The 12991-nt window shown below is 46.8% G+C and carries 13 protein-coding genes; 12 read left to right on the plus strand and 1 reads right to left on the minus strand.

The genetic code is table 11. From position 1 onward, the window contains the following. The 3 genes from J07HQW2_RS18770 to J07HQW2_RS12510 all read left to right on the plus strand — a co-directional run. Positions 1-277, plus strand: a 277-nt coding sequence (locus J07HQW2_RS18770) for a hypothetical protein (protein ID WP_021055905.1), incomplete at its 5' end; no start/stop codon positions are given. Between the two features lie 218 nt (positions 278-495). Next, the gene (locus tag J07HQW2_RS12505) at positions 496-819 is read left to right on the plus strand and encodes a hypothetical protein (RefSeq protein ID WP_021055906.1); all 324 of its coding nucleotides are present in this window, start codon (positions 496-498) and stop codon (positions 817-819) included. Further along, on the plus strand, positions 816-1628 hold the full coding sequence (locus tag J07HQW2_RS12510; RefSeq protein WP_021055907.1) for a hypothetical protein: 813 nt from the start codon (positions 816-818) through the stop codon (positions 1626-1628). The genes J07HQW2_RS12505 and J07HQW2_RS12510 overlap by 4 nt, the downstream gene beginning before the upstream one ends. Before the next feature lie 669 nt (positions 1629-2297). Here the strand turns inward: J07HQW2_RS12510 and J07HQW2_RS12515 are convergent. Continuing rightward, on the minus strand, positions 2298-4892 hold the full coding sequence (locus tag J07HQW2_RS12515; protein WP_021055909.1) for a DUF7827 domain-containing protein: 2595 nt from the start codon (positions 4890-4892) through the stop codon (positions 2298-2300). A gap of 52 nt (positions 4893-4944) precedes the next feature. Between J07HQW2_RS12515 and J07HQW2_RS18775 the strand changes: the two genes are divergently transcribed. The 9 genes from J07HQW2_RS18775 to J07HQW2_RS12560 all read left to right on the plus strand — a co-directional run. Further along, positions 4945-5178 (plus strand): hypothetical protein, encoded by a 234-nt coding sequence (locus tag J07HQW2_RS18775; RefSeq protein ID WP_303704127.1) that lies wholly within the window; start codon positions 4945-4947, stop codon positions 5176-5178. Further along, on the plus strand, positions 5133-5774 hold the full coding sequence (locus J07HQW2_RS18780; RefSeq protein WP_303704128.1) for a hypothetical protein: 642 nt from the start codon (positions 5133-5135) through the stop codon (positions 5772-5774). Before J07HQW2_RS18775 ends, J07HQW2_RS18780 begins: the two co-directional genes overlap by 46 nt. A gap of 1024 nt (positions 5775-6798) precedes the next feature. Continuing rightward, positions 6799-7188, plus strand: coding sequence for a hypothetical protein (locus J07HQW2_RS12530; protein ID WP_021055911.1), 390 nt, complete (start codon positions 6799-6801; stop codon positions 7186-7188). Positions 7189-7318: 130 nt separating this feature from the next. Further along, complete coding sequence (locus tag J07HQW2_RS12535; protein ID WP_021055912.1) at positions 7319-7771, plus strand: DUF5791 family protein; 453 nt, start codon at positions 7319-7321, stop codon at positions 7769-7771. After that, the gene (locus tag J07HQW2_RS12540; RefSeq protein WP_021055913.1) at positions 7771-8679 is read left to right on the plus strand and encodes an NAD(P)H-binding protein; all 909 of its coding nucleotides are present in this window, start codon (positions 7771-7773) and stop codon (positions 8677-8679) included. Before J07HQW2_RS12535 ends, J07HQW2_RS12540 begins: the two co-directional genes overlap by 1 nt. Before the next feature lie 148 nt (positions 8680-8827). Further along, positions 8828-10006 carry an aldo/keto reductase gene (locus J07HQW2_RS12545; RefSeq protein WP_021055914.1) on the plus strand — a complete coding sequence of 393 codons (1179 nt, stop codon included), beginning with the start codon at positions 8828-8830 and terminating at the stop codon, positions 10004-10006. A gap of 194 nt (positions 10007-10200) precedes the next feature. Beyond that, positions 10201-11331 carry a glycosyltransferase family protein gene (locus J07HQW2_RS12550; RefSeq protein ID WP_021055915.1) on the plus strand — a complete coding sequence of 377 codons (1131 nt, stop codon included), beginning with the start codon at positions 10201-10203 and terminating at the stop codon, positions 11329-11331. Between the two features lie 219 nt (positions 11332-11550). Beyond that, positions 11551-12126 carry a DUF7109 family protein gene (locus J07HQW2_RS12555; protein WP_021055916.1) on the plus strand — a complete coding sequence of 192 codons (576 nt, stop codon included), beginning with the start codon at positions 11551-11553 and terminating at the stop codon, positions 12124-12126. 281 nt (positions 12127-12407) lie between these two features. Then, the coding region (locus J07HQW2_RS12560; RefSeq protein WP_021055917.1) for an NUDIX hydrolase at positions 12408-12991 on the plus strand (584 nt) is incomplete at its 3' end.

Raw genomic sequence — 12991 nt, forward strand, 5'->3', positions numbered from 1 at the left:
AACATCGGAGTCAATAACGGTCGGGTCGGATCCTGATCTTACAGTCTCCGTATCCACAAATGGCTCAGAAAAACTCACTACTGTGTGCGTTACAGTCGATAACAAGACTAAACGAACATACAATAATTCCGCATCTAATCAAACGCTAACTCGTGAGCTAGGCATTACTCTACAGAATGGTGCCCACACAATCGAGGTCGAGACGACCACTCAAACAAATCCAGACACAACTGAGAGAACACCCAGAAACAACACAAGCACAAAACTGCTAATATAACCTCGATAATCGATTCTGTTGGTCAGACTACTACCACATCAACATCATCTACAGATCATTCTAACGAGACAACTACCGTCTCAACAAAAACAAACACTTACACGGACAGATTCACCGTTGTAGTCGACACCGCCGCTCCATTTGTAAAATATACATCACCGTTTGAAACGGGTGCAGCCGCCCCACCACCAGACCGTCCAGCAGTCACCAACTCAACGGTGACACTTGCAGGAACATTTCAGGATCGCTCAGACGTCACGGCTGTCCAAATCACTCACGTCTATGAGTATGATTTCGCCGGACGTTCACAGTCAACACGCTCAACATACCGACTCTCACCAACAGATAATAGCTTCACTCGTCAATTAGTATTAGGCGTCGGTGAGAATGAGATCACTGCTGAATACACCGATGAATTTGGGAACCTTCGTGAGCATGAAATAACGATTCGATTAATCGATTTGTCTGCCCCACAGTTATCCTCGATAGACCGATTCCATCCCAAGTTGGATATGAGACGCTTCAAATTAGTGGGACTGTGACCGATACGGTGAAACTCAACAAGATTGATCTTCTGACCCCGTCGGGTGGAACAAAGCGTTTACTCATTCAGCAGGGACCGGAGCCAACTCAAGAATACAATGCAATTTCAATTTCCGAGACAGTCCAACTCAGCCCTGGTCGAAATTATATTCAGATTGATGCTACTGATGTGAGCGGTAATAACAGAGAACGTGAGGCGACGGTGTTCTATAATGAGTCAATCGCTCCACAGATTACGATTGAATCTGTCGCTGTCAGCGCCTCCACGTCTCAGTCACCGACTATTCGCGCTACTGGACATATCACACGTGAAGACATTGTTGATGCACGGATTGAAATCCGCGAACTGGGGACAGAAAACGCTGAGTCACCGCTTTTTGAGCGCTCGCTTGTTACTACAGCAGGAACTGACACTCAATCCACGACAAACACCCCACAACGTCGAGTTCAGTTTGATGAACGACTACCATTGCAGAATATTACAAATCCAATTTTACTTCGAGTTATTGCGACTGATACTGAGAATGATACTGAAGTAGTGACGCGTCAGCTCTCATCAATTACTCCTCAATCTGACGGCGACAGCGAGGATATTGATTCATCTGCATCGACGACGCGAACCACAACAGCAGTCGCAACCACGCCTACTGCCACGGTCACGATTTCATCATCAGATGCGCTCTCGAATGAGTCTACTACATCACTATCATCGTCATCAACAGGCACGCCACTCGGGATTACGCCGCTACTCGGTGCGATCTGTATACTCACAGTTGTAACAATTGTCGTTATCCGAGTCAATCAATAATATCAATAGAAGAAATCCGAGTCGCATGGAAGAGTTAGTCATACAATCATCTATTTGGATATGTATTAATCGAGTAAATCAACTCGCATACCGATCATGGCTTTCTAATATCTGATATCTAAATTATATGATATTACCGACAGACGGACAACATGATAACGATGAAACTAATTTATCTAGGATATCCCGCCAGTACAGCATTATTGTATAAAATTCAGATACGCGATATAAACCACAAAACACTTACTCTCGCTGCATAGCAAAGACAAACGCCAAATGATGGGTACTGTCTCTGTGTGCAGTTGGCAGTATCCGGTATAGAATACTGCCACCTCATGACTGAGGCATTCGCCTCCAATCGTGGCGAGTGTTATAGGACAGTAATTGCTACACCCACGAGAGGGCAGCTTCATTGGTGATTTGACTTCCAACTCCAATCGTGGTGCAGTAGCGTAACCTAATACGGATACGCCTCTCGCACGGTGTAGCGTGTACATGGTGCATATCGAGCGTAAAATCTGTTACGCTGAGATTGAGGTTCTGAGTGGGTTATTTAATAGAAATTGGTTTTATTCATCTATTAGCAAAAATCACTGGGTGATACTGATGACAATGTACCCATATGGAGAATCGAGGAGAAAGCCTCGCGCTTTACTACGGGGGAGGATGTCAACGACGGCGATACAACAACAGTGACACAACCGACAACAGAATCATGAACCCCACAGCAACAGGTTGCATCAGCCGTGTCAACGGTGATGATTGAACGGTATTCTCAACGACTTGTCCTAATTCAGTATCGGCGAATGACCCAACAATAGTCCCGTCATGTGACTCTCTTTCGCCTGCCGTAGCTTCATCCTGAAGTGTATCGGTTTCTGATATATCTGTGGTCTCTGTTCCGACGTTCACTTTTGAATCACTGCCGTCAAACAATCCTGTGATGATCCCGGCGATTCCATTGCCGCTGCCACCTCCACCAGCCGCACCTGTCTTTTCGCCTGCAACTGCTATCTCATCCGCCGCGGGGGAGCCCCCGACATGACCGTGCATACGATTTTGTGTCATCGAAACATTTGCTGGTGAAACCATTGAATGAATCATGAATGGCTCTCCAGTGTCAAACACCGAGAAGTCAAAAACACTGCTCCATGTCTGATTGATACCGACAGTCGCGTGAACCGTTTCATTGATCGGTTGATTTATTTCCGTCTGCTTTTCCGATATATTCGCACGCAGAACAGTCCTGATGACACTTCCGGGTGCAACGGTTGTTGTCCCAGTGATATGCTGATCGCTGAGAGCTGCAACAGGAATCAGATTAGTATCAAACTCAACCTGTCGTGGGACGAGCCCTGTTCGAACCGTCCACCCATCATCTGTTCCGATTTGTGCTTTCCCTACAGATGAGACAACTGAGGTGTTTGTCCGATCATTATCGATAGTAGTGAAGTTAGAGAGATAGCTGTCATCGCCACGTGTTCCTGGTAACAGCGTTGCTGTGAGATGTGTACCCGCAGATTGATTTGGTATATCCTCAGTAGCGGTGTCGATGAGAGTCCCGGCTGTGGCACCAATGTAATAGCTATGATTTGAGGTATCACTCACAACCCATGCATTATTTAATTGATCTGACCCCGGTGTCGTTGCCGTTTCAGTATATGTAATTGATACTGACGGTGTCTGATACCTACTGGCGTGTTCAGCTAATGTCCGATCAAACGTTTGTAGTGTCAGTTTCTCACTTTGCTCAATTCGTCCTGCAAATCCCTCGGCAGTGACTGCGTAGATAATAATATCTCCCATAGCGACGACTTCTGTTGGCGTTATTTGCTCATCTTCAACGGCATCTGTGATTTCTTCTACCGTTGTGAATGTCGCCCCCATAGGTGCAGTGTATACCTGCAATGTCTCGATTGTGGGTGGCTTAATCCGAATCATTGCAGTGTCACTCGGGAACGAGGTGTTTGCGGTACCCTCAATGCTTATTCGATACTGCCCCTCTGATAGTGGGACTGCATCCTCAGCCATCGACACAGTTAGATTCGCTACAAGGAGTGTATCATGACTATTCGCGCTCAATCGTTCATACATACTGTCGTTTTTGACAGCAAATACACTATCCTCACTCTCATTACTCCCACTGAGCGCATGCGTAATCATTGCATCAGTGTTGAACCGTAGCGTAACTGTCCCATCTTCTGTTCGATCCTGCACTGTGACAATCGCCTGTATGTCACTACTATTATTTCCGATCGTGACTGTCGCAGTGCGCCCTTGCCCAATCTTCAGTGGTATCTCAACGATGTCACCTCGCGCATCAGTGTATATTGCTCGTGTGAACCCCTCCCCAGCTGATGATGAGAGAACTCGAATCGGGTTACTTGCTGTTTGGATATCTGTTTGCGTATCTGTCACGAGGAGTGTATATGTCCCTGCATCAATATCGCTGATTGCAGTGGTATTGATTCTAAATCTCCCTGTCCCGTTTGTGGTAATTGTCGTCGTGGTCTCGGACATCTGCACATTACTCTCATTGACCAGTGTCACTGTGACCACTCGCGGTGTCTTAACCGTAGCAGCAACATGACCACGGAGAGTCCCACCAATAGTGGCTGTCTGTCTGTCCGTTGTTATTTTAAGTCCAAGATCATGCACCACTACCGTTGTTTCTGCTCCATTCTCCGGTATAATAGTATATACTCCAGTTGCATATTCACTCATGTCGACAATAGCAATCTGACTTCCCACGCCGGTCTGTACTGTCTCAATGACACCACCATCGGTATCGAGAATTCGGAATGACTGCTCATCTATTAGATCGATATTTTTTAAATGAGTATTTTCGATCCAGAGGGCAACTAACTCAGGCGTATCAACGGCATGTCGATCTGCTGTTGTATTAATTGTGTGATTATATACACGCACAGACTGTGTAATCGAAGAGAGAGTTCCACCGGTCTGCGTTCCTTGCACGGCATCAATTTCAATGTGAACGTCTGTTTCAGATCCAAATCGTCTGTGTGTTCCGAACAACACCTGTCCTGTCGTTGATCCATCCTGAAGCAGTTCGAATGCACTATTCTGTAGTCGGTCATCGATATAGACATTCACGTTCCGTCCAATCGTGAGTGACTCCTCATCTGCTACACTCACCACCGGCTCGGTGAATGGGAATTGTAAAACCGTTTGTACTCCCTCGTAGTCGTCTGGGATCGAAGTAATTCCGGCAACTGGACCGATCACAGGTCCCTCTGACGGCATTGGTACCGGTGTCGTGGGTATTTGTGGCGCTTCTGGTGTCTGCTCGTGTGTCTTGTCTTTTGAATCAGAGTTAGAATTGGATCCTGACCCGGAGTTAGACCGAGAGCTGCTGCCCGATCCACCGGATGACCCTGACACTGAGTCATTATTACTCGTAGATTCGGTCGCTACCGGTGTTGCCGTCTCAATCAATGTTGGCTTCGGTGTTGGTGCTGCGGTCGGTCGGTGTCGGTGTTGGTGTTGGCGTTCGGTATCACGGTCGGAGCGGGCTTCGGTGTCGACGTAGGAGTGGGGGCGGGCGTTGCAGTAGATGTTGGTGCCGGCGTTGGGGTAGCCGTGGCAGTTGTTGGGATCGGAGTTGGGGTAGGCGTTGGCGTTGTAGTCGGAGTCAGGATTGGCGTTGGTCTCAGTGTTGGAACCGGTGTCGGTGTTGAGGTAGGGGTAGGCGTAGGCGTTGGCGTTGGTATTACAGCTGGAGCCGGTTTTGGTGTCGATGTAGGAGTGGGGGCAGGTGTTGTAGTAGGTGTAGGTGTTGGTGTCGGCGTTGGAGTAGCCGTGGTAGTTGTTGGGATTGTAGTCGGAGTCGGAAGTGGTGTTGTGGTGGGCGTGGGTGTTGGTATCGGAGTAGCCGTAGCGGTCGCTGTTGATGTTGACGTTGAGGTAGCCGTAATAGTAGGTGTAAGTGTTGGTGTCGGGGTAGCTGTAGCGGTAGGCGCTGGAGTAGCTGTAGCAGTGGCTGTGGATGTAGGCGTTGGTGTTGTGGTAGGCATAGACGTTGAGATTGAGGTAGGGGTAGGGGTGTGCATTGGTGTCGCCGTTGAAGAGATTTGTGCGCTAAATGACGCGGTATCCTCTCGGAATTCCTGTACATTCATGTCATAATATCGAACGGTGATTGTTTCGCCATCCTCTGCGTTGAGTGTTCCTAGCGCGTCTACCTGACTAATGGCGATTGCTCCGGTGAATGTCGAGCCACCACTGTGTACGAGAGTGACTGTTTCTGCAGAATAATATCTCACTGAGCCCGAACTGTTGGAAGTCTCATTGAAATATAGTGTTATAGTATTGTTATCGTTATACTCTGTTTTGTTCACCACATCGTCTTCACTCCCGATGTCAGGAGTGTAATCAAACTCACCATCACCGATTTGAGTAGTATTTATTCTCTCTCCAACAACATCTTTCGTAGTATAACTAGCTACCTCAGCGGGAACATCTCTGTTGAAGAATCGTGGACTTTCTGTTTCAGTGAATATGCTAATAAAATGGTCTGTATCCGTTGACAAATTAGCGTCATCAAGCGTAACACGAATATTATCATTTTCATAATACAGACTTCTATCAAGCGTGATACTGCTTTGATCTGATATTGAAGCAGAACCACTGCCAATTACATACCAATTTCCTGCGGCGAGACAAGGAATAATAAACAATACAATCGTACGTCCGTGTTGATGATCTGACATTATCTGTTTAGTTGTGACTATTTGTCAACTTCAATGTGCATTCCCGATGCATCCGGCATACCAGTACAAAATACCGTCGCCGTCTGCGTATCTCAGTGAAGCATAGACTCCTGATGAGTGATATATACCTTTCGTTCTGAATTATATGCTATAAGTGATGTATTTGCAACTACTGCGGATATAATTCCCAAAACTGGAATTATTATGCGATATACATCATAAAAATCAATATACTGCTATACTGGTATCTCTGGAATTCTCAGATTTGAGTATCTAACCCTGTTATTCGTAACTCAGATCGAGCGATAGAGTGGATTAAATACCGTTTTTACCTTCACGCGGGCAGACGCATAGCTGTCATCTGATTGTGCATCCAACCGTATTTCCAATTCAAAGCCGGATCCAGAGATACATGTTCGAAAAAGATAGCACTGTCACGAATGGACTCTGCAGATGATGCACTTGCTGCCCGAATTGATGCTGTTGAACGCGCCGTCAGTGAATCGACAGTGACCGATCCACTCAATTTAGACGGGATTTCACCGGACCAATCTGATGGGACCGCACATCTCTCATCAGTTCCAGATCTCCACACGATCGATATGCCTGAAGTCATCGAAGGTAACAGCTCGAATTCGAACTCAACTATTCCTGAGGATACATCGTCTCCTCCTGACACAGCCAATAACATATCATCTTCATCACTAGGCGAGCAAACGTCGACAGTGACAACAGACAACGACCTCACAGATACGGATGTAGATACAGAAACTGTCCACATGAGTAAATTATCACACTATCATACTGATACTACGATTTCATCATCTTGATTCATCGCTAACAACAATGGCTTAGTACGATTTCATACCGTATCATATTCATCAACTTGTCATAGTATAGCTGGAGAGCTAGCATCGATATGTCAACAACTGTTTTATCGTCGCGGTATTGACAGGCGATATGCTCTATGATGCAGCAGATAATCCTGGTTCATTGACACCTGATACGCTTTGTGCAGCGTATGAACAACAACTACATGATGTCATAACGAATGTAGGTATTGATACCGTCACTGAAGAGACAGACGTGGATACAACGACAGTTGAGACACTCGCAAATATTGATACTGACACCGACACTCCAGTGACCCCAGATTTCCGAACCGAGGATGCTGCAGCAATTCTTGCGGTTGATCAAAGTTATCCTGATGCCGAGGCGGTCATTTTCGAACTTCGTGATCATCTGTTGATGTCGATGACGACAACTGTCGTTGATGTTGATATTATTGCTTCAAACGTTGATCTTAATCTCTCTGGTCAGGAGGTTCAGCAATCACTCGAAGGACGGGCACCAATGACACTTGCCCAACTCGCAGCAATCCAGCAGTTCCTTGCTGCACGTAATGATCAGTAATGGCTCATGCTGTTATTGTCGGGTGTGGATACGTCGGCATTGAGCTTGGCACACAACTTCAAGCTGCCGGACACACAGTAACTGGTGTTCGACGCTCAGAGCGTGGTCTTCATTCGATTGAGACAGCAGGATTTGACGCGCAGCAAGCTGATGCGACTAACCCGGAGACACTTGAAACGCTCCCGGATGCTGAATGGGTTATTTTCGCCGCCAGCTCTGGTGGTCGAGGCGCTGAGTCAGCCCGACGGATCTACGTTGACGGACTTCGGAATACAATCGCCACATACGCTGAGCGTGAATCAACAGACCGGCTCATATACACATCCTCAACCGGAGTCTATGGCGATCATGATGGCACGTTCGTTGATGAATCAACATCAGTTGAACCAACAACTGACAAAACACAGGTTCTTGCAACAGCAGAATCAATTGCACTTGAGAAGGCGAATAGTGCAGGAATTGATGGAACTGTTGTACGTTTCGCCGGGTTGTACGGTCCGAACCGATATCGATTAACGCGGTATCTTGAAGGACCAGTAACTGAGGGATATCTAAATATGATCCATCGAGATGATGCAGCCGGTGTAATCAAATATATACTCACTGCAGATATTGCCCGAAATGACTGCGTCCTTACTGTCGATGATGAGCCGGCTAACAAATGGACATTCGCTGACTGGCTCGCGGCTGCATGCGATCGTCCTACCCCGTCTAAACAGACTGTTGAACAGCGATTAGAGGAGTCAAGCCTGTCTGAAACGGCACAACGGCGTGTCCAAACCAGTAAACGATGTTCGAATGAGTATCTACATGAGCTCGGCTATTCATTTTCATATCCCACATATCGCGAGGGATACGCCGAACCAACCGCGGCTGTCGCCAATGGAGCCAATCCAGAAACGCTCTAATTGAATATTAAGAATCAAAAAATAGCCCCTTGATATCTGTTATCGAGTGTTTTTGCTATTGTCGTGCTCAGTACAAATCCACATAATATGACCTGTACTAGCGTTTTAGCACCGGTGAGCGTTTATTTGTGTGGTTGCTAATTGAAACATGGCGACAAAGCGGGGTACGTGGGATTATCGAGATCAATTTGGAGAGAAGTTTGCTCGGACATATTTTCGCCGCTTTGACTCAGGTGTCACCTCTAGCATCGGGATCGGAACTTACCTTGGAGAACCGACAGACGATGCAGATGACCAATACTATCGCGCATTGATTGATGCAATCGAATCGGGTGTCAATCATCTTGATACGGCAATTAATTACCGATGTCAGCGAAGCGAACGCGTTGTTGGGGATGCAATCGCTGATTCAGTCGTTGACCGTGACGCGATTGTCCTTGCAACGAAAGGTGGCTTTCTCCCCTTTGATGAAAATAAACCAGCTGATCCGGGTGCATACATCACTGAGAAATTCATCCAAGATGGGACCTTAGATTCTGATGCCCTTGCTCGCGGATGTCATGCGTTAACCCCGAAATTCATTAATTCGATGCTTGATCAGTCTCAAAGCAATCTTGCCGTTGATTATATCGACTGCTATTATTTACATAATCCCGAAACACAACTTACTGTTCGTTCCCGCAAAGCTGTGTATGAGCAGCTGACCGCAGTCTTCAAACAACTTGAGCGCCGCCGCGCAAGTGGAGATATCGGGGGATACGGCGTTGCTAGTTGGAATGCCTTCCGCGTCGCTCCAAGCCACGATTCATACTTATCACTTCCACGAGTTGCCGAATGCGCTGAAATAGCTGCTGAGACGGTTGGAGCCGATGATTGTGGATTCATGGCAGTTCAACTCCCATTCAATATACAGATGGCAGATGCATTCACCACAACAGCACATCACAACTCAGATCATGAGAGTGATGACACTGTACAAGAAGGTACCCCTAATATTGATAGAAGTACGTCTGATGATAATTCGGATGCTGAGCCAGCTGCACAAATCAGCGCCCTCCGGTATGCTCAACAGCGTGGAATCAATATTATCGCGAGTGCAACACTCGCGCAGGGTGATCTCACAAATACGGATACAATCCCACCGGCTGTTGAGGATAAATTATCAGGCGAGACTCCAGCACAGCGAGCAATTAATTTTACCCGTAGTGCCCCAGGAGTTACCACTGCACTCGTCGGTACTGGGTCCCCAGAACATGTCTCTGAAAATGTTACCGCTGGAACATTTGAGCCACTCGGTGCTCAAGCGTTTGATGCTATATTTGAATAAGATGGCGATATTACTGAACTCCTTGACTTCGTCATTGAAATGCTGTCATCATCTATAGAGATATCAGGCAGAGTGTCTTGAGGATTGACCCCGAGGTAGTTCAGTTGAATATAGTATCAAAACCTAATATTCGTATACTCATATTTCGTCGACAATCCAGATACTTTTGACCCATCCCAAAGAGAGATAACTAAATGGAGTATGTGCAATCATCGATCGCGACACTCCACGAACTCGATGACCCTCGACCATCCGCACCAATCGAGCGTGCAGCGGTAGTCGTTCCGATGACTGAGCGAGAATATGCCGGACTTGCAGCTGACCGTGTACTCACCACACTTGAACGTCTCAGTCCAGCTAAAGTTATCATTCCGCTTCGAGCACCACCAGCCCGAGTTCCATCGTTTCGACAGTGGCTCGCAACGTATGATCTCACACTTGAGGTGCTTTGGTGTGATGGTCCTCGTGTTTCCGAACTGTTAGATGCTGCTGGGCTTGCGGGACGAAGTGGCAAGGGTCGTGACGTCTGGCTTGCACTCGGTCGTGCAGCCGAAGAGGAATTTGTTGTCGTACACGATGCGGACACGGTAAGTTATGATAGTTCATTTCTCACGCGATTGCTATTCCCGCTGGAACATGGATTCAAATTCACAAAAGGATACTATGCGCGTGTCGAAGATCGGCAACTGTATGGTCGATTATTCAGATTGTTTTATGTTCCACTCATTCGCACGCTTCGTGCTGCGCATCCGACGCCATATCTTCGCTATCTGGATTCATTTCGATATGCACTTGCAGGCGAATTTGCCGCGACTGCTGATATGATTACACAAATTCGGGCACCCCGTTCGTGGGGACTTGAGGTTGGAACGCTCGCTGACGCGTTTGATACTGCTGGATTTGCAAATACAGCACAAGTTGACCTTGGTCGATATGAGCACGATCATAGGGCTGTCTCTGGACCGACTGGACTCTCAGAGATGAGCCGTTCAGTCGGTGCAACACTTCTGCGGACAATCACACAACATAATATTTCGATTGATTTCGAAACACTTCCACATCGATATCGAAACACAGCACAACAACTTCTTGATCAGTATGCAATCGACGCCACGTTCAATGGGTTCGATTATCCTCGCTCTCGTGAGCGCGAACAGATTGAAACATATGCAAAAAATATCAAGCTACCTGAAAGTCCAGACTACCTCCCAGCGTGGGCTGATGTCGATATAACGCCATCTGCTGTTGTTGATGCTGCAGTCGCAGATGCCAATGCCGTCAACGCTGATGTCAGTGATGCTGATAATCAACTAGACGATTCATAATATGAATAATCATTCTCTTTTCGGATCTAAATTTTAGAGATGATGATAGTATTTAATGATCGTATAGCTCGCTATCCCCCTCAGCCCTGCAAGAAGAATTCAGGATCGTGTTCTATAGATTGGTATGAGACGAGTTCTTCGGATCTCGACCCTGAGAGGATTTACACACAATCAAACGTAGAGGTAAACTAATACATCCGCGCTGTGAGCACTCACACAATGACTGAGAGGTTTATTTCACTCGACGAGATAGCCGGTATTGTCAATCTCTTTGGAACATTGACTCACAACACACTCGATAATGCAATTGTTGAATTGGCATTTCGACGTGGAATCGAAACTGAGCCTGAAATGCGACAGAGTATGATTGCAACCGCAATCGATCAATACCGAGTCGTCGCGTATCCATCTATTGGTGATGAGAACAACGCTACCACAAACAGTGATCTAAACGCGGCAGGAAGTGCGAATGAGATCAATGAAGTAGCGATGAATCGGCTTGCCCCCGGTCCAACTGCATTTCCGACACTTCCAGCGCATGCTGAGGACCTCCCACGAATTCTTGAAACAGATGGTCAAGAAATCGACTATGAGGCAGCTACCCGTGCGGTCGTAAACCGGCTCCGCGATGACGCTACACGGGCAATCGCAAATAACGATACTGAATTGATAACATACCTCCTTGATATCACATATGATATTGAAACGTGGGCTGGGACAACACCGGATAATACTAATTCTGTTGCTGATTTGCGTCACCGACTCGATTCGGCACTAACTGAGCAATATGAATAATTGATTCTCTTCTCAATTCGAATGCCGATACCGATCCCAACACCAGTGTTCGCATGCGTGTCCGAAATTTACCCGAATATCGCTAGTTACTCTCAGCAGTTTTACACGATAGCTCCGAAGTATCCCTCTTAGATTCATCTTGGTGGATGCCTAAGTCTACATTTCTACAGTTTTTATCCCTTAAATACATACTTAGGACTCCTCCGACCGGACGAAAGAATGGATATTAAATGCAACCATCATGGCTATACGGATCCCATGACTAAATTATAATGTTGCACATGAATCTCTCGGCGGTGAACACTCATACACCGACACCAGTCGCAGATGCTGGTCGACGCGCAGCTGTCATTGCACCAATTGTGAGGATTGATGCTACCCGACATGTGCTATTTACGAAACGTGCAGACCATCTCGGTGAACATCCCGGTCAGATGAGCTTTCCTGGTGGATCATATGAACCGAGCGACACAGATCTTCAAGAGACTGCTCTCCGTGAAGCAAATGAGGAGATCGGGCTCAACGATACAGAGACACAATTCCATGGACGACTTGACGATATTCTCACAATCACCGATTATGCTGTTCGACCGTTTGTTGTCCGTATTCCGCATCGTGAGTATAATCCTGACGAGCGTGAAGTAGCTGAGATTGTCCCACTCCCCGTGTCTGCTCTTACCAATCTAGATAATTATGAATTGACCCGGCGTGAACACCCGACTCATGGTGCTATTCGGCTTCATTTTTTCTACGTCAATGGGTACACCGTTTGGGGAGCAACCGGTCGAATGCTGGTTCAGCTACTTGAATTAACGACTAACTGGACTGCTCCAGAAGAAGTTGACCGCGTGATCGATCCTGATTC

The sequence above is a fragment of the Haloquadratum walsbyi J07HQW2 genome (assembly GCF_000415985.1).
In the GTDB taxonomy this organism is placed as follows: domain Archaea; phylum Halobacteriota; class Halobacteria; order Halobacteriales; family Haloferacaceae; genus Haloquadratum; species Haloquadratum walsbyi_B.